Below are 18,011 nucleotides of genomic sequence, written 5' to 3'. Positions count from 1 at the left end.
CCGAAATAGTCGGGATAGGTCCGCTTCTAAGGACAGCCGGATTATCCCTTATATTCCTTTCGACTAAGCCAGCACCTGGCGCAGCGGCGCCTCCGCCAGCTCCTCAACCATCCACGGGCTGAAGGCAAACGGGGTGGCCTCGGCGGCGCGGATGAGCTCGGCGGGTTCGACCCACTCGTAGGAGTCGACCTCATCTGGGTTAGGCTGCGGCTCTACTCCGGGCGCGAGCTCCACGAGGAAGACCGGGCAAATCTCGTGTTCGACGATGCCAGAGGAATCCACCGCGCGGTAGGAAAAGTCCGGCAGCACTTCGCGGACCTCGGAGATCGCAAGGCCAAGCTCAAAGTGGGCACGGCGGATGACTGCAGCGGCGTTCTCCTCGCCTGGGGCGGGGTGACCGCAGAAAGCGTTAGTCCACACGCCCGGCCACGTCTTCTTGCTCAACGCACGGCGAGTGACCAGAACCTTGCCTTCACGCAGTACCCACGCAGAAAACGCGAAGTGGAGCGGGGTATCCGTGGTGTGAACGGCCGCTTTATCAGCTGTTCCGGCTGGTAGTCCGTCGGAACCGGCGAGGACTACGAGTTCTGTCATAGGTTAAGGTCTCCCACGTAAGTAACGTTTCCGATGGTAAAGCGGGCGTTCCACAGGTTGCCCGGGGCCACGTTGAAGCGGTACTGCAAGTTGGTGGAAGCACCGGCGCCCAGCGGAAGGTCCAGCCCAGGGGCGGCAACATCGGGGTTGGTCGCGGCGTTGTAAGGCAGCAGCTCAATCTTGGACCAGCCACCATTGCCGTCAGCGCGCTCAAGGACGGGATCCTCGAAAGCATCAACAGGTAGGGCCTGGTCATTGAGGTTGTGCAGCTTGATGGTCACCACAGATCCCCGCACGGAGTCGGAATAGACGCCTTGCAGCTCCCACTCGACGTTGAGCCCATCGTCCTTAACTTTGGCGCCGAGATCCGAGGTAATTTCCTTGTTGTCTACGTCTTTGGGCTCGTACGGAGGCTCTTCAGAGCTGGAAACCACGATGTTTTCGCCCAAACCAGTATCCTCTGGCTGCAGAATGGCGCAGCCCGAAGTGATGGTGCTGATTGCAGCCAAGCCGGCAATCATTTTCAGAGACCTTTTCACCACGAATTCCTCTTTGCTGTGGGACAAAACAAACTTTCCTCAATACCTTAACGCAGACAGCTCCATTCCCCGCGATCACGGCTCTACAAACAAAGCACAGCTATGCCTTTTCTTGGCACTGACTATGCCGCTATCTGCTTGGAGTGGCATACTGTCCGTTTGCTTGAAAGTTAGGCCGTGCGGCCTTGCCTCCTACCGAATTGAGCTAAACCCCGTGAATTCCATTCTGTGCATCACTCGCAGTGCCTCCGCACTGTGGCCCTTCTACGTAGGTGTCCTCTTCACCGCCACCATCACTGCTGTGTTGTCGCTTGTCTCGCCGTTCCTGGTTCGCGAAGCCACCGACACCATCGTTGACTCGCTGGGCAGTGGGACGCCGGCTGGCGACGCCCTGCGTACCGTCATATGGCTGGTCATCGCCCTGTTTGCCGCGGACGCGATTGGCAATCTCGTCAGGAACGTCGGCGGTTACATCGGCGACGTCATGGTCGCCCGCCTACGCCAGATCCTGTCCACGCGCTACTTTGCCAAGCTGCTCTCCGTGCCCCAGGGCTACTACGACAACCAGGTCACCGGCACCCTAATTGCGCGTTTGGACCGCTCGATTTCCAATATCACGCAGTTCGTGCAGTCCTTCTCCAATAACTTCTTCACCATGCTCATCGAGGCCATCGCCGTCCTCGTCATCATGGGTTTCTACTACTGGCCGCTAGCGATCCTGCTCGCCGCCCTCTTCCCCATCTACATGTGGCTGACTGCGCTGACCTCCACGCGCTGGCAGAAGTACGAGGGCAAAAAGAACGCCGACATCGACGAAGCCAATGGCCGCTTCGCTGAGGTCATCGGCCAGGTCAAGGTCACCAAGTCCTTCGTGGCCGAGGTCCGCGAACTCGACTACTTTGGCAAGCTCTACCGCCGCATCGTGGACACCACCAAGCCGCAGTCGCGCTGGTGGCACTCCATGGACACCGTCCGCGGCGTGGCCATGGCCCTTATCTTCCTGGGCATTTACGGCATCGTTTTCTGGCGCACGCTGGAAGGTCACTTCAGCATCGGTGACATGGTCATGATCCTGCAGCTGGTCAACCTAGCCAAGCAGCCGGTGTTCATGATGAGCTGGATCGTTGATACCGCACAGCGCGCCATCGCCGGCTCCAAGGACTATTTCAAGGTCATGGAGGAAGAGTTCGAGCCCACCGCCAACCAAGGCCTCATCGACGCCACCACGGCTTCCGACGCCCCGGCGCTCGACCTCACCCCGGTTGCCCCGCTGGAGCCCACCCCGGGCGAGCCAATCTTTGCCTTCAACGACGTCTCCTTTGCTTATGAGGAGGACAAACCGGTGGTGGACCACATCTCCTTCTCTGCGGAGGAAGGCCACAAGGTGGCGCTCGTGGGCGAGTCGGGCGGCGGCAAGTCCACTCTGGTCAACCTGCTGCTGGGCCTGTACCAGCCATCCGAGGGGCAGCTCAGCGTATTGGGCCACGCCGTCGACGAGCTCACCGCAGCGCGCCTGCGCGCCTCGGTGGGCGTGGTCTTCCAGGAGTCCTACCTGTTCTCGGGCTCTATTCGTGACAACATCGCCTACGGCAAGCCGGGTGCCACCGACCAGGAGATAATCGACGTCGCCAAGCGTGCCAACGCCCACGATTTCATCCAGGCCTTCCCCCAAGGCTACGACACCGTCATCGGCGAACGCGGTCTCAAGCTTTCCGGCGGCCAGAAGCAGCGCGTGGCGGTGGCGCGCGCGATGCTCAAGGACGCCCCTATCTTGGTCCTCGACGAGGCCACCTCCGCGCTGGATACCAAGGCCGAGCGCGCCGTGCAGGCAGGACTGGATGAGCTGATGAAGGACCGCACCACGCTCATCATCGCCCACCGCCTGTCCACCATCGCGGACGTCGATACCATCATCACCCTCGATCACGGCCGCATCGACGAGATTGGCTCCCCCGCCGAGCTCGCTCAGTCCGGCGGCAGCTACGCGGAGCTGCTGCGCCTTACCCAGTCCAACTCCCGCGCCGACCGCGAACGCCTGAAGAAGTACGGCTTCGTGGAGCCAGGCCATGACGAGGAGGACTACGAGGATAGCGGCCAAGAATAAATTTCCCAGCCCCTTTTTCAGCCTGCACGCTAGGGTTGGGAGCATGCAGTTTCCAAGCCTTGAAGAGTTGAAAGCCCGCGGTACCCGCAAGTGGACGGTGTACGGCGAAGACGTCCTCCCACTGTGGATCGCCGAATCCGACTTTGACACCGCCCCTGCGGTCAAGCAGGTCTTGGAAAAGGCCCTGAAGAAACAGACATTCGGCTACACCCCAGCCCCCAAAACCTCTGGCCTCAACGAGGCGCTGGCTGACTTCTACGGTTCCCGCTACGGCTGGCGCCCTAACCCGAAGCAGATCTTCTGGATCGGCGATGTCGTCCGCGGCCTCCTAGTGGGTCTGCAATACTTCACCCGCCCGGGCTCTGCCGTCGTAGTGCCGGTCCCTTCCTACCCGCCGCTGCTGGAGCTGCCGGAGACCGCCGGCCGAGAGAAGATTGAGACCTCCCTGGAGCTCGACGATATTGAGCGCGCATTCCAGGCAGGTGCCGGGTCCATTCTTCTTTCGAACCCGTACAACCCGCTGGGCATCGTGTTCGACGAGGAGTACCTGACCGCACTCGTCGCCTTGGCTGAGAAGTACGACGCACGCATTCTCTCCGACGAGATCCATGCTCCCCTAGTCTTCAATGGCAAGCACATTCCGGTTGCCTCCCTAGGCGAGGCCGGTGCACGCCGCGCTCTTACCGTGACCGCCACGTCCAAGGCATGGAACACCGCGGGCCTCAAGTGCGCGCAGATCATCTTCTCCAACGCCGACGACGTCGCAACGTGGAACTCCCTGACCGGTGTGGCCAAGGACGGAACCGGCACCCTCGGAGTCTTGGCGGCCGAGGCCGCCTACCGCGATCAGGAGTTCCTGGATGAAGAGCTGGAGTACCTGCGCGAGACCCGTGACTGGCTCGTTGAAGAACTACCGAAGCGCGTGCCAGGGCTCAAGTCCAGCCAGCCGGACGCCACCTACCTGCTGTGGCTCGACTTCCGCGAGACCGCCATCGGGGACAATCCACAGCCGGCGAAGTGGCTGCGTGAGCATGCCAAGGTGGCCTTCAACGAGGGCGAAACCTTCGGCACTGGAGGCTCGCATCACGCGCGTCTGAACTTCGCCACGTCCCGCGAGATCCTCGAGGAAGCACTCAACCGCCTCGAGAATGCTTTCGAGCGATAATTAGAAATTTGCCTTTACTTCCCATCACCGATTAACGTCGTGTGAGAAACTCATCCCAAGGATTGAGACAAACGAGGAAGATAATGACAACAAAAACAGATACCGCCGCGAGCCCGGTTACTGGCTCCAACACGAAGCCCACGATGACCATCATCGTGGCTTCGCTCATGCTCTTTTCCATGTTCTTCGGCGCTGGAAACCTGATTTTCCCGCCGATGGTGGGCGTCGCTTCCGGCACCAACTTCTGGCCTGCCATTCTGGGATTCCTCGCCGCAGGCGTCTTGTTGCCAGTCCTAGCCGTGGTGGCAGTGTCCATCTCCGGCCAGTCCGTGCGCGATATCGGCAACTACGGCGGCAAGTTCTTCGGCGTTGTCTTTTCCGCCATGGCATACCTTGCTATCGGCGCTTTCTACGCTTTGCCGCGCACCGGTGCGGTTTCCATGGAGACCGCCATCACCCCGCTGTTTGGCTGGCAAGGCTTCGGCGCCAACGTCACCTACAACATCATCTTCTTCCTTATCGCCCTTGCTTTGTCCTGGAAGCCCAACAGCATCATCGACACCCTGGGCAAGTTCCTGACCCCTGCACTGGTCATCCTGCTGCTTGTGCTCATCACTTTGGCCACGTTCGGCGCTAAACGCATCCCGGCCGCCCCGACCGAAGATTACGCCTCCGCACCAATGGTCACCGGCCTGTTTGAGGGTTACAACACCATGGATGCCATCGCAGGTTTGGCGTTCTCCATCGTCATTGTCTCCTCCCTACAGTCCAAGGGTTTCAAAGCCGGCAAGCAGGTCATCAGCGGCACCATCACCGCGGCCGTCATCGCCGGTGGCCTCCTCGCCTGTATCTACCTGGGCCTGGGCTGGATCGGCCAGACCATCCAGGATGGACAGTCTTATGAGTCCGGCGCAACACTGCTTGCCGACGCCGCGAACTCCACCATGGGCGGCGTGGGCCAGGCGGTATTCTCCGCGATTGTCATCCTCGCCTGCATGACCACCGCCGTGGGCTTGATTACTGCAACCTCTGAGTTCTTTGCTCAGCTGGTCCCTAAGACCACCTACCACTTCTGGGCCGTAGTCTTCACCCTGCTTTCTATCGCCTTCGCATTCCAGGGCCTCGAGACAGTGCTTTCTATCGCGGTTCCATTCATCATCTTCCTCTACCCACCAGCTATCACACTCATCGCTTTGACCCTTATCCAGCCGGTGGTCAAGAACGCCGTGGCCTTCCGCTGGGCCTTCCTGCTTGCACTGTGGACCTCCGTGGTCTGGTCTGCGCTGACGGTGCTGGCAAACCAGGGCTGGCTGGCTGCTGCCGAGCCGCTACTGAACGCCTCCCCAGGCCAGTCCGTCGACTTGGGCTGGTTCGTTCCAACCGCCGTTGCGGCGCTCATCGGCGTTGCCATCGACTTCGCTCAGCGAAAGAATTAGAGAGAAATAAATGGTGCTGGCGTAGCGTTGGAAGACGAGAACGAACTCGCACATCAATGCCAACTAAGGACCTATTTCAGTGACGGAACACGCCAAGCTATCAATCCTCGACTTTTGCACCATTTACGAGGGCGAGACCGCCTCACAGTCCATGGCCAGGTCCGTGGAGCTAGCCCAAGAAGCCGAAAAGCTGGGCTACTCCCGCATCTGGTACACCGAGCACCACAACATGCCGAACATCACCTCGTCATCCCCGGCGGTGCTCATTTCCCACATCGGCGCTAAGACCAACACCATCCGCCTGGGAGCAGGTGGCGTCATGCTGCCCAACCACTCCCCTTATGTCATCGCCGAGCAGTTCGGCACGCTAGCTGAGCTCTACCCCAATCGCATCGACTTGGGCCTCGGCCGTGCGCCCGGCACCGACATGCACACCCTCGGCCGCGCCCTGCGCCGCGATGCCCACGCCGCTGAGCGCTTCCCGGAAGACGTCCGCGAGCTGCAAGGTTACTTCTCCGGCAAGTCCGTCGTCCCAGGCGTCCAGGCCATCCCCGGAGTAAACACCCACGTGCCGCTCTACATTCTGGGCTCTTCTATGTTCGGCGCATCCCTAGCAGCGAAATATGGCCTGCCTTATGCCTTCGCTTCCCACTTCGCGCCGACCCACCTGGAGTCCGCCACGGCGTACTACCGCACCAACTTCCAGCCTTCTGAGGCACTCAGCGAGCCTTATGTCATTGCCGGCGTTAACGTCCTAGCCGCCGACACCAAGGAGGCGGCCGACGCCGAATACGAAAAGGTCTGCTTCAACCGCGTCAAGGCATTTGCCGGCCGCGGCAAGCACCTCACCGACCAGCAGGTCGAGCAGATCGTCAACTCCCACCAAGGCCAGCAAATTCTTGACATGCTGCAGTACAGCGCAGTGGGCACCACCGATGAGGTCCACGAGTACCTCGAGGGCTTCCAGAAAAAGGCTCAGGCGGACGAGCTCATGATTTCTCTGCAGTCCACCACGCACGACAACGTGCTCCACAACATGGACCTTCTGGCGAAGGCTTGGGATCTGCACTAGAAATCCTGCACTAGGACTTCTCCACCACCACCTGTACGGCAGCTGGACTACTTTCAAAATAGGGAAAACACATAACTTCCATGTGATTAAAACCTTAGATTTAACTTGATTAGCATTTCCATTGTTCAGTAACGAAGGAGGACGCATGGCAGTGCGCGAGGTGCAGCAGCACAAAAAGATCGCAGATTACCTTCGGGCCCTCATCAAGGAAGAAGAGATCAAGGCGGGAGAATTTTTCCCGAGCGAAGCAGAGCTGTGCTCGAAGTTTGATTCCTCCCGCGGTCCAGTGCGCCAAGCAATCGCAACTCTGCGTGCAGAGGGATTAGTCAGCTCCGGACGCGGACGCCGCTCAGTAGTTCTGGGCCGATTCAACTCGGAAGACTTTGCTTCCATCCTTTCCATTTCCCACTGGCTCGAAAGCCGCGGCCTTGATGCAGAACAAAAGACTCTGTGGACCGCCCGTCGCCCTGCCCCCAAGGATGCTGCAAGGTACCTGCGCCTCCCGGAGGATGAGCAGATCGTCTTCGTCCATCGCATCCGCACCACCCTCGGCACCCCATTCGCCATCGAGCGCATGTACTTCCCCCTTGACGTGGGCAAATACATCCTCGATTTCGATGCAGACTCCGGTTCCATCCACAGCCACCTTTTTGAAAAGGGTGTCGATTACGACAATGCCCACCGGCTTCTCACTCTCGTTTATGCCTCTGACGAGGACGCGCAGGCTCTTGCCTGCGAGCCCGGTGCACCCCTATGGCGCGTCCAGCTCGAGCTGTCTGACCGCACCGGCCGTCCGGTGGAATACGCAGAGAACCTCTTCCTCGCAGACCGCATGCAGCTCGGTATCACTAATGTTCGCGGCACAACGTCGCCACTCGAGGTCATGCTGACTGATTAGATTTCGCGCAACCCACCCCCACCGATTAACCTGCTTTCATGCAGAAAGTACACCTAGCGCGCATGGCCTGCGCGCTAGTTCTCGGGGCGTCGCTAAGCGCCTGCTCAGCTGGCCACACCGCGGTCAAAGAAACCACCAGTGATTCGCTGACTATCGCCACAACCGGCGCCGCCACCTCTCTCGATTTCACCAATGTAGGCGGCGCGGCCATTCCCGCCGCACTCATGAGCAACGTATACGAGACCCTCGTACGTATTGAGGGCGATGAGATAGTCCCCGGACTTGCCGAGAACTGGGACACCGACGGCACCACCTACACCTTCCACTTGCGCAAAGGCATCAAGTTCAGCAACGGTGACGCCTTCACCGCTGAGACCGCCGCATACTCCATCAACAACGTGAAAGAGAACTGGACCAACGGCATCGCCAAGCAGATGGCGGTAGTTGACTCCGCCACCGCAATCGACGAGCACACCCTCAAGGTGAAACTGTCCAAGCATTCCAACGGCTGGCTGTGGTCCATGGGCACCGCCATCGGCGCGATGATGACCCCCACCGCCACGGACCTTGCCACCACCCCGGTGGGCACGGGCCCGTTCACGCTCGCAGGCTTTACCCCAGGCGAGTTCATCTCCCTGACCCCCAACCGTGACTACTGGGGGAAGGTCCCGCAGGAAGACGTGACCATTCAGTACTTCCCTGACGCTGTCTCCTCCGTGAACTCGCTGAAGTCCGGCGGAGTCGACGTGGTGTGGGCAATGCAGAACCCGGAGCTCCTCGATGACTTGGGCTCCGACATCCGCACCACGGTAGGCACCACCAACGGCGAGGTCTTGCTGTCCATGAACAACAACGCCGCGCCTTTCGACGACCCTCGCGTGCGCCAGGCCGTGGCCTACGGCGTGGATCGCGATGCCGCCAACCAGGTCCTGTGGGGCGGCATGGCCCAGGACACCGGCGGTGCACCGGTCCCACCGACAGACCCTTGGTCTAGCGATAAGGACTACTACCGATTCGACCCCGAGCGCGCGAAAAAGCTCCTCGCCGAGGCCGGTGCCGTGGGAGCCCCCGTCACCATCACCGCGCCGACCCTGCCTTATGCCCAGCGCGTCTCAGAGCTGCTCTACTCCCAGCTAACCGAGATCGGTTTCGACGTCACCCTCGAGTCCGCCGAGTTCCCCGCCGTGTGGCTGGGCCAGGTCATGGGCGCCAAGGATTACCAGATGTCGTTGGTCTCCCACGTGGAGCCGCGCGACATCCCCACGCTCTTTGGCAGCCCAGACTACTACCTGGGCTATGACTCGCAGAAGGCCCGCGACCTGCTCGCGGCTGCCGACGCCGCCCCCGAGGAGCAATACCCCAAGCTCATGGGCGAGGCAGTGGACCAGATCATGGCTGATGCCGGTGCACTGACCTTGATGAACATGCCCAACATCGTGCTCTATCGCGACGGGATTGAGGGCCTTGACCCCAATCAAATCACCGACGCCATCGAGCTGCGCAACTTAAAGGAGCAGGCATGACCTACCTCAAGGCGCTGGCCAAGTTCGTCCTGACCTTGTTTGCGGCCTCCGTTGCTATCTTCCTGCTCATGCGCGCAGTGCCCGGCAACCCGGCGCGCGTGGCGCTGGGCGTGAACGCCACTGAAGACGCCGTCGCCGAGCTCACCCAGACCCTCGGCCTTGATCGCCCGCTTATCACCCAGTACTTCGAGTGGGTGGGTGGGCTGCTCAGCGGCAGCTTCGGCACCTCGCTGTCCTCACAGCAGGACATCACTCCGCTGGTGCTAGACCGCGCCCAGGTCTCCCTCATCCTGGTGGGCTTGGCCATCGTGCTAGCGCTAGCCGGTGCTGTGCCCATGGGCATGTGGCTGGCGCGCACGGGCAACACGTTCGTCTCGGCACTGACTCAGATCGGCATCGCCGTCCCGAGCTTCCTCGTGGGCATCATCATGGTGGCCTTCTTCGCCGTGCGTCTGGGCTGGCTGCCCGCCAACGGCTGGATTCCACCGGACCAGAACTTCGGTGGCTTTATCGCCCGGCTCATCATGCCGGTGATCTCCCTGGCCTTGGTGCAGGGCGCGATGCTCACCCGCTACGTGCGCTCCTCCATCGTGGACGTGATGGACCAGGATTACATCCGCACCGCCCGCGCGCTGGGTCTATCCCATGCGGAGGCGCTGCGCCGCCACGGCCTGCGAAATGCGGCCCTGCCGGTGCTCACGGTCACGGGCCTGCAGCTGACCACCCTGATTGTGGGCGCGGTGGTCATCGAGTCCGTCTTCGTCATTCCGGGCCTGGGCAGCATGCTTCTCGACGCCGTGTCCAACCGCGATCTCACCACCGTGCAGACCCTGGTTATGCTGTTGGTCTTTTTCACGTTGGCTATCAACTTGGCCACCGACTTGGCCTACCGCGTAATCGATCCGCGTTTGAAGGAGAAGCGATGAAGAAGTTGGGTTTCGTTCTCGTCGGTATCACCGCCCTCCTCGCGGCGGTCTCCCTTTTCTGGACGCCTTATGCGCCGAACATCGCCTCGCCCGATTTGCTGGCGGGCAGCTCCGCTGAGCATCTCCTCGGCACCGATCGCTTTGGTCGCGACATCGCCTCGCGTCTGATGGTCGGCGCACGCATCACGCTCTTCGTGGGCGTCATCGCCGTCGGCATAGCTGCGCTCGTCGGCGTTCCGCTCGGTGTGGTGGCGGGCATGCGCCGCAATAGCATCCTCGACTCCCTCATCATGCGCGGCTCCGATCTGCTGCTGGCTTTCCCAGCCTTGCTGCTAGCCATCATCGCCGGCGCGGTATGGGGTCCGTCGACGATTTCAGCCTTGATCGCCATCGGCATCGCGGGAATCCCTTCCTTTGCCCGGGTGGCACGCTCGGGCACCCTACAGGTGGTCACGCAGGACTTCATCGCCTCGGCGCGCGTTTCCAAGGTTTCAGCGCCCACCATCGCGGTGCGCCATATCCTGCCTAACATCGCCCCGCTTATCATCGTGCAGTCCTCCGTCTACTTCGCACTCGCGATCCTCGCCGAGGCCGGCCTTTCCTACCTGGGCCTCGGCACCACCCCGCCCACCGCGTCTTGGGGCCGCATGCTGCAAGATTCCCAGTCCCTGCTGGCCAGCCATCCCATGCAGGCCTTCTGGCCGGGCCTTGCCATCGCCGCCACGGTGTTGGGCTTTAACCTGCTTGGCGACGCCCTGCGCGACATCCTCGATCCCCGCCTGAAAGGAGGCCAGCGATGAACCACCCCATGCTTTCAGTACAAGACCTGTGCATCCGCACCGGCAAGGAGACCATCGTTGGCCCGCTCAGCTTTAGCATTGAACCCGGCCAACGCCTGGGCATCATCGGTGAGTCCGGCTCCGGCAAGTCCCTGACCGCGCTGGCCATCATGGGCTTACTGCCAAAGAACCTCCACGCTGAGGGTTCCATCGAGCTTGGCGGACGCGAGCTCGTGGGCCTGCGTGACCGCCAGGTGCGCAAGCTGCGCGGCGCCGACATGGCGATGGTCTTCCAGGAGCCGATGAGCGCGCTCGACCCGCTCATGCGCGTAAGCAAGCAGCTGCGCTACGCCGGCGCGTCTGCTGAGGCGCTCAACGAGGTGGGCCTCGATCCGGCCCTTGCCTCGCGCTTCCCGCACGAGCTGTCTGGCGGCCAGCGCCAGCGCGTAATGATTGCCATGGCCATGGCCCGCAACCCCAAGCTGCTCATCTGCGACGAGCCCACCACGGCCCTCGATGCCACCACGCAAGACAGCATCCTGGACCTCATCATGGAACTGACCCAGCGCCACAACACCGCGCTGCTGTTCATCAGCCATGACCTACGCGTCATCCGCCGCATGTGCCCTGAGACGTTGGTCATGCAGGACGGCCAGATCGTCGAATCCGGCGCGACGCTGGACAACCCCCAGCACCCGTACACCAAGCACCTCATCGCGGCCTCCCAGTCCAAGCCGGCCGCCACTGAGCCGAAGCTCGGCGAGGTTGTCATTTCCCTCGACCACGTCACCAAGGCTTACGGCTCCACTACTGCGCTTTCCGACGTCTCCCTCGAAGTACGCAAGGGCGAGCGCATCGGCGTCGTCGGCAGCTCCGGCTCCGGTAAGACGACGTTGCTCAAGCTCATCACCGGCCTTGAGCAGCCGACCTCCGGGTCCGTGCAGGTGGAAGGCCGCGTGCAGATGGTATTCCAGGACCCGCAAGGTTCCCTCAATCCGCGCATGCCGATCTGGAAGATTGTGGCTGAGGGCTCACCCACACCGGTCACGCGTGCCGAGATTGCGAAAGTCTTGGCGGAGGTCGGCATCGACGAGGATGCCTTGGACCGCTTCCCCCACGAGTTCTCCGGCGGCCAGCGCCAGCGCATCTCGATTGCCCGCGCGGTCATCGGCAACCCGGATATCCTCCTCGCCGACGAAGCGGTCTCCGCCCTCGACGTCTCCGTGCGCACCCAGGTCCTCGAGCTGCTTGAGAGGCTCGTTGAAAGCTACGGCCTGACGCTGGTGTTCATCTCGCATGATCTGGGTGTGGTCAAGCAAGTGTGTTCCAGCCTGACTGTCATCTACCATGGTGAGCTGGTCGAACGCGGAGTATGGTCCGCCCCACAGCACCCGTATACCAAGTCGCTTCTAGAGGCTGCGCAGGGGTAACGTATGCCACGATATGAGCGAATTGATTGAGCATCCCCTACCGCAACGCCCGCGCCCGCTACAGCTTTTCACCGCCTACAACTCTTCGGTGACTCGCTGGCCGGGCGCGATGCGTGCTGCTCTCGCCATCGCCATTCCCGGCGCGCTCGCCATCCTCACCGGCCACCCCGACGCCGTGCTGTTGGTCACCGCGGGCGCGATGTCCGTCATTTACGGCGAGGGGCACCCCTATCGCACCCGCCGTTGGGTGATTCTCACTGCGGGTGTGCTCCTTACCTTGGCCGCTACCGTTGGTTCGCTGGTGGGTGAGCTCGTCTTCGCCCCGGGCCACGGACACTGGTGGCTTTTGCTGTCTGCGGCCTTTGCTATTTCCATTGGCGCGCTCGGCGCCTTCCTGCAGAATGCGCTACGTCTGCCGCCGCCGGGTTCCTTCTTCGTGGTGATGGTCGGCGGCGGCTCCACCATGCTCGCGCGCACCGACATCACCCCCTTTGAGGTCGCTGCCTGGTCCATTGCGGGTGTCATCGCTGCGTACTGCCTGGGCATGCTGCCTCGCTTCCACTCCCCGCACGGTCCGGAGACCCGCACTGTCGCGACCCTAGAGAAGGCCACTGCCGCCTTTGAGAACTCCACAACCGACGTCTTGGCACGCCACCATCAGGCACAGACTGCGCTGGCGAATACGTGGCAAGCGCTTTCCGACGCCGGTATCGTCCGCGGCGGCCGCGTCATCCAAGCATCACAAGGCCACCTCGTGGAGCGTGCCCTTGCCGCGCAGAACCGCATCGTGCAGCACAACCAGTCACTGGATCTCTCTGCCAACTCGGATGAGCTTTCTGACTCCCCGACCTACGTCGACCCAACCCGCACCGCCATCCCGCACACCAAGCCGACGATGCGCTACCGCATCTACCGCGCGTCGGTGGGCAACTCGCATGCGGTGGTGACGGTTGAGAAGATTCTGCTTGCGGCCATCGCCACCACGCTCGTGGGCCTTGCACTGGGCCTCGACCGCCCGGACTGGGGCGCAGTTTCCGTGCTGCTTCTTCTGCAGTGGGGCCCGGACCACGTGCCCGGCACCATCCGCGGATTGCAGCGAATGGTGGGCTCGCTGCTCGGTGTGTGCGTGTTCTACCTCATTGCGTCCTTCGGTTTAGAAAGCTGGACGCTGCTGCTCGTGCTCGCTGCCTGCCAATTCTGCGCGGAGATCTTCGTGGTCAAGAACTATGCCATCTGCGTCATCTTCTCCACGCCGCTGGCGCTGCTCATGGGCCATACGGCCGATCACTTGGCGTTCACGGCTTTCTCCCGCATCTGTGAGATCGCTCTGTCGGTGGTCTTTTCCTTGCTGGTGCTCTGGCTCTGGAAGCCGCGTGCCCAGCTGACCAACCACTACCGTCTGCAGGTCCGCTGCCAGGAGGCAATCACCAGCCTGCTGGGCGCACTACTTTTCTCGACCCCCGACGAGTCCCTGGCCGCTCGCCGCGACCTGCAGTACGAGCTGCTTTCTGAGCGCCGCTCCATCCAGTCCATTGCAGTCAACCACCCGCAACACGTGGGTGAGTTCTGGCAGCGCCACCTTGCCCTGCAGCATGCGGGCTATTTCATCTTGGATTATTGCTCAATTCACCCGGACGAGGTTCCGGGTGACATCAACGCGCTGGTATCCCTAGCGCGAATAGACTTCGAAAAGTAGAGATTTATCGAGCACATGCTCTTCGATGCGCTCGAAGACCTCAAAAGCCGATAGCAACTCGGCCTCTGCAACGTTGTACGAAGAATCATCAAAACTTGGCAGTTGCATTCGTGGCAATCCAATCCATTAGAAACTCTGATTCCCTGATACTAGCGGATAAGTTGGCACTTGCACCTTTTCTCCTGAACAATGGAGGGCCAATGTCTAAAAGGCAGGCCCATTGAGGTGCCGCCAAGTTAGGAAAGTTTGTCTTCTCCCATCAACGATTCGCCGAGTACCCCTGCATCTACGAATACAGATACGAACACAGAAACCCGCACCGTGGGCCTCTATCCCCACGACATGCACCCGGGCCTCGTCCCAGGCATCGGCGTTGAGAACCAGCGCAACACCTTCGGGCTTGATAAGGCCTTGTTCTCCGTGACGGCAATCGCCGTCGTCAGCTTCATCATCTGGGGCATCTTATCCCCGGAGTCGGTCTCCGCGGCGTCGTCAAGCGCATTCTCGTGGGCAATCACCAACACCGGCTGGCTGCTCAACATCACCATGATGATGGCCATCGTCACCATGGCCTACGTGGGCCTGTCCCGCCTCGGCCGCATCAAGCTCGGCACCGATGACGAAGAGCCCGAGTTCGGCTGGTTCAGTTGGGTGGCCATGATGTTCGGCGCCGGCATCGGTGTGGGTATCTTCTTCTACGGCCCGTCGGAGCCGCTTTCGCACTACCTCACCCCGCCGCCGCACACCGTTGACGGCAACACGGTTGAGGCTCTGCACCAGTCCATGGCCCAGGCACACTACCACTGGGGTCTTTCCCCGTGGGCCGCTTATGCATTGGTAGGCGGTGCAATTGCCTATTCCTCTTACCGCCGCGGCCGCGTCCCGTTGATATCTTCAATCTTCAAGCCGCTGTTCGGCTCCCGCGATACTGATGGGCCACTGGGCAAGCTAATCGACGTCCTCGCGCTCATCGCTACCCTCTTTGGCACCGCTGCCACGCTGGGCCTTTCCGCCATCCAGATGGGTGAAGGCGTCTCCATCATCCGCGATGCCGGACCGCTGACCAATACCGCGCTCATCGTCATCATCGCGATACTTGGCTGTGGTTTTATCATCTCCGCAGTCTCCGGCGTCTCCCGCGGCGTGCGCTACCTGTCCAACATCAATATCTCGCTCACGCTGGGCCTCGTGGTCTTCGTCTTCCTCGCCGGCCCAACCTTGCTGCTGCTCAACCTCATCCCCTCGGGCATCGTCACCTACATCGACCAGCTGCTGCCGATGATGGCCAAAGGCCTGTCCTGGGGCGATGAAACCATCGAGTTTCAGTCCTACTGGACCGCCTTCTACTGGGCATGGTGGATTGCATGGACGCCGTTCGTGGGCATGTTCGTCGCCCGCATCTCCCGCGGACGCACTCTCCGTGAGTTCACCGCCGTGACCGTCTTCGCGCCAACGCTTATCCTCATCATGGCCTTTACCGTCTTCGGCGGAACCTCGATTCAATTCAGCCGCGAAAAGGTTCCAGGCTTCGACGGAACCGCCTCCGGCGAGCAGGTGCTATTCACCATGTTCGACAACCTGCCACTGAGCCAGGTAACCCCGTTCATCCTGCTCGCCGTGCTGGCCATCTTCTTCATCACCTCCGCGGATTCTGCCTCCGTCATCATGGGAACAATGTCCTCCAAGGGAGATCCTGTGCCCAACAAACTAGTGGTGGTCTTCTGGGGTCTGTGCATGATGGGCATCGCCATCGTCATGCTGCTTACCGGCGGCGAGGACGTGCTTTCCGGCCTGCAGAACCTAACTATTCTTTCCGCGCTTCCTTTCTGCGTGGTGCTGCTGGTGATGATGGTCGCCTTCATCAAGGACCTGCGTTCTGATCCGATGTTCATTCGCCGCAAGTACGCCCGTGCCGCTGTGGAGAACGCGGTTGTCCGCGGCATCGAGGAGCACGGCGACGACTTCGAGCTTTCCATTGAGCATGCTGAGGAGGGCCGCGGTGCGGGCTCCGACTTCGACTCCTCCGCGCAGCGCTACACCGAGTGGTATCAGCGCACGGACGAGGACGGCGAGAACGTTGACTACGACTTCGAGACCGACACCTGGGCTGACGGCTACACCGGCGAAGACAAGGAAAGCTAGCGCTGCTCCAGCACCGCAATCGCGACGTGAACGCGGTTCGTGCCGCCAATCTTTTCCAAGATGTGCTTAATGTGCGTCTTTACCGTGGCCACAGAGACATAAAGCTGCTCCGCGATTTCATTATTGTCCAGCCCCTTCGCCACCAGCTGAGATAGCGCAGCAAAATAAGAAAAGCCGCAAGCAATCACTTTGTCTTCTTTGCTGCTGGCGCCTTGGGCTCTATGGACGTTAACGCTGAGAATGTGGGGTGGGGCCAAACCCTGCTCAGCGCATTGACCTGCATTGTTATCTCGACAATCTTGTACTACTCAAGGCCCTCTACCGCAGAGCGCATCACTCTTGTTGCCGGCGAAGGATGCGCGTCTTCTGCAGCCAAGCGCTCAAAGGCGACGGCGGCGAGTGCTGCGGCTTGGTCACCGAGCACCGAATCATCGAACCTCACCAGCGGCGAATGATTCCACTCGCGCAGGTGCTCCGGGGTATCCGGATTGACAGTGCCAAACCACATGAAGGTGCCAGGTACCTGCGCCAGTACGTCTCCGAAGTCCTCCGAGGCCATCATGGGCGTTTCCATCGGAATGACATTTTCCGCCCCGAACATGCCACCCCACAGCGCCGCGGCGAATTGATTCTCGCGCGGGTTGGTCTTGGTTGCGGAATACAAAACCTCGAAATCCACCTTTGCGGTGCATCTATGCGACGCCGCGACAGAACTGGCCACTTCCACAACCATCTGGCGCACTTGCTCAATCTTTTCGTCGCGCAGCACGCGCACTGTGGCGCCGAGCATGGCGTGATCAGGAATGACATTAATGGCGCCGTCGCCAGCGCGCAGATTAGTCACCGTGATGACGATCGGCTCGTTAGCGTCGAAGCGGCGAGTCAGTGCAACCTGCAAGGCCATCTGAATCTCCCCCAGCGCTGCGACGGGATCGATGGCATCGTGCGGCCGCGACCCATGGCCGCCCTTACCATAGACAGTGATCTTCAGATTCGACGATGACGCCATCATGGGCCCGGAGATATGGTGGAAAGTGCCACGATCCTGCGGACCGACATGCAGGCCATAAGCGGCAATCGGACGACGCCCCGCTGCATCGAGGACGCCCTCTTCGATCATCGGGAGCGCACCACCGGGGCCTTCTTCGCCGGGCTGGAACATGAAGGTGACGTCGCCAAGCAAGTGCTCCTTCTGCGCGCACAGCAACTTCACTGCACCGATGAGCCCCGCGGTGTGAAGGTCGTGGCCGCACGCGTGCATCAAGCCGTTGGTGGAAGCAAAAGGATCGCCCGTCTGCTCACGGACCGGCAACGCGTCCATGTCTGCGCGCAGCAGCACCGAAACCGGCCGTGGGCCGCGCTTGCCGCCGCGAAGGACCGCGACCACGGAGCTTAAATCCTGGCCGACCTGGATCTCCAACGGCAGGCCTTTGAGCGCCTCGAGGACCTTCTTTTGCGTCCGCGGAAGCTCGAGCCCAATTTCCGGGTGCTGGTGCATATCCCGCCGGAATTCCTGCAGCTGCGGTAGGAGCTTTTGACCTTCTTCTAAGAACACCTCACTGGCAAGACGCTCACCAATCTTGGCAGCGGTAACTGGCAGCGGTGGAAGCTGCTGGCCTTGGCGAGGTGCCTTCTTCTTGATGGGTTCCATGAATCAATCCTTCCCGGGTTTGACCATCGACACTACATGGAACCCAGTTGCAATGA

16 protein-coding genes are annotated in these 18,011 nt (G+C 61.2%); 11 read left to right on the top strand and 5 right to left on the bottom strand.

The annotated features are described in order from the left end of the window. Window positions 1-63: 63 nt before the first annotated feature. Together idi and I6I72_RS10835 are read right to left on the bottom strand one after the other, a co-directional pair. On the bottom strand, window positions 64-594 hold the full coding sequence (gene idi, locus I6I72_RS10840) for an isopentenyl-diphosphate Delta-isomerase (protein WP_049063135.1): 531 nt from the start codon (window positions 592-594) through the stop codon (window positions 64-66). Continuing rightward, window positions 591-1,115, bottom strand: a complete 525-nt coding sequence (locus I6I72_RS10835) for a hypothetical protein (protein WP_049063136.1) — start codon at window positions 1,113-1,115, stop codon at window positions 591-593. Before I6I72_RS10835 ends, idi begins: the two co-directional genes overlap by 4 nt. Window positions 1,116-1,347: 232 nt before the next feature. On the opposite strand from I6I72_RS10835, the gene I6I72_RS10830 reads away from it, so the two are divergent. The 10 genes from I6I72_RS10830 (at window position 1,348) to I6I72_RS10785 (ending at window position 14,162) form a co-directional block, all read left to right on the top strand. Continuing rightward, window positions 1,348-3,237: an ABC transporter ATP-binding protein gene (locus I6I72_RS10830; RefSeq protein WP_049147732.1), complete on the top strand. Its 1,890-nt coding sequence runs from the start codon at window positions 1,348-1,350 to the stop codon at window positions 3,235-3,237. Window positions 3,238-3,280: 43 nt separating this feature from the next. Next, window positions 3,281-4,402, top strand: a complete 1,122-nt coding sequence (locus I6I72_RS10825) for a MalY/PatB family protein (RefSeq protein WP_046646226.1) — start codon at window positions 3,281-3,283, stop codon at window positions 4,400-4,402. Between the two features lie 83 nt (window positions 4,403-4,485). Next, the gene (gene brnQ / locus I6I72_RS10820; RefSeq protein WP_236592622.1) at window positions 4,486-5,838 is read left to right on the top strand and encodes a branched-chain amino acid transport system II carrier protein; all 1,353 of its coding nucleotides are present in this window, start codon (window positions 4,486-4,488) and stop codon (window positions 5,836-5,838) included. Window positions 5,839-5,917: 79 nt separating this feature from the next. After that, complete coding sequence (locus tag I6I72_RS10815) at window positions 5,918-6,910, top strand: LLM class flavin-dependent oxidoreductase (protein WP_005528357.1); 993 nt, start codon at window positions 5,918-5,920, stop codon at window positions 6,908-6,910. Window positions 6,911-7,055: 145 nt separating this feature from the next. Next, window positions 7,056-7,808: a GntR family transcriptional regulator gene (locus I6I72_RS10810; RefSeq protein WP_049063138.1), complete on the top strand. Its 753-nt coding sequence runs from the start codon at window positions 7,056-7,058 to the stop codon at window positions 7,806-7,808. 38 nt (window positions 7,809-7,846) lie between these two features. Beyond that, window positions 7,847-9,331, top strand: a complete 1,485-nt coding sequence (locus I6I72_RS10805; RefSeq protein WP_049147735.1) for an ABC transporter substrate-binding protein — start codon at window positions 7,847-7,849, stop codon at window positions 9,329-9,331. Next, window positions 9,328-10,257: an ABC transporter permease gene (locus tag I6I72_RS10800; RefSeq protein WP_049063140.1), complete on the top strand. Its 930-nt coding sequence runs from the start codon at window positions 9,328-9,330 to the stop codon at window positions 10,255-10,257. Before I6I72_RS10805 ends, I6I72_RS10800 begins: the two co-directional genes overlap by 4 nt. Beyond that, on the top strand, window positions 10,254-11,057 hold the full coding sequence (locus I6I72_RS10795; protein ID WP_049063141.1) for an ABC transporter permease: 804 nt from the start codon (window positions 10,254-10,256) through the stop codon (window positions 11,055-11,057). Before I6I72_RS10800 ends, I6I72_RS10795 begins: the two co-directional genes overlap by 4 nt. Continuing rightward, window positions 11,054-12,466 carry an ATP-binding cassette domain-containing protein gene (locus tag I6I72_RS10790; protein WP_080986277.1) on the top strand — a complete coding sequence of 471 codons (1,413 nt, stop codon included), beginning with the start codon at window positions 11,054-11,056 and terminating at the stop codon, window positions 12,464-12,466. Before I6I72_RS10795 ends, I6I72_RS10790 begins: the two co-directional genes overlap by 4 nt. A 13-nt stretch (window positions 12,467-12,479) precedes the next feature. Then, window positions 12,480-14,162, top strand: a complete 1,683-nt coding sequence (locus I6I72_RS10785; RefSeq protein WP_049147737.1) for an FUSC family protein — start codon at window positions 12,480-12,482, stop codon at window positions 14,160-14,162. On the opposite strand, the gene I6I72_RS13850 is transcribed toward I6I72_RS10785, so the two are convergent. Further along, on the bottom strand, window positions 14,136-14,270 hold the full coding sequence (locus I6I72_RS13850; RefSeq protein WP_265342596.1) for a hypothetical protein: 135 nt from the start codon (window positions 14,268-14,270) through the stop codon (window positions 14,136-14,138). The genes I6I72_RS10785 and I6I72_RS13850 overlap by 27 nt on opposite strands. Window positions 14,271-14,504: 234 nt before the next feature. Between I6I72_RS13850 and I6I72_RS10780 the strand changes: the two genes are divergently transcribed. Next, on the top strand, window positions 14,505-16,304 hold the full coding sequence (locus I6I72_RS10780) for a BCCT family transporter (RefSeq protein ID WP_236592701.1): 1,800 nt from the start codon (window positions 14,505-14,507) through the stop codon (window positions 16,302-16,304). On the opposite strand, the gene I6I72_RS10775 is transcribed toward I6I72_RS10780, so the two are convergent. Both I6I72_RS10775 and I6I72_RS10770 read right to left on the bottom strand, forming a co-directional pair. Continuing rightward, complete coding sequence (locus tag I6I72_RS10775; RefSeq protein WP_046646221.1) at window positions 16,301-16,492, bottom strand: response regulator transcription factor; 192 nt, start codon at window positions 16,490-16,492, stop codon at window positions 16,301-16,303. The two genes, I6I72_RS10780 and I6I72_RS10775, sit on opposite strands and share 4 nt — an antisense overlap. 116 nt (window positions 16,493-16,608) lie before the next feature. Continuing rightward, window positions 16,609-17,955, bottom strand: coding sequence for a M20 metallopeptidase family protein (locus tag I6I72_RS10770; RefSeq protein WP_005528344.1), 1,347 nt, complete (start codon window positions 17,953-17,955; stop codon window positions 16,609-16,611). Window positions 17,956-18,011: the final 56 nt, after the last annotated feature.

Origin of the sequence: Corynebacterium striatum (assembly GCF_016728105.1) — a bacterium.
In the GTDB taxonomy this organism is placed as follows: domain Bacteria; phylum Actinomycetota; class Actinomycetes; order Mycobacteriales; family Mycobacteriaceae; genus Corynebacterium; species Corynebacterium striatum.
This window is presented reverse-complemented; position numbering and strand designations above follow the sequence as displayed.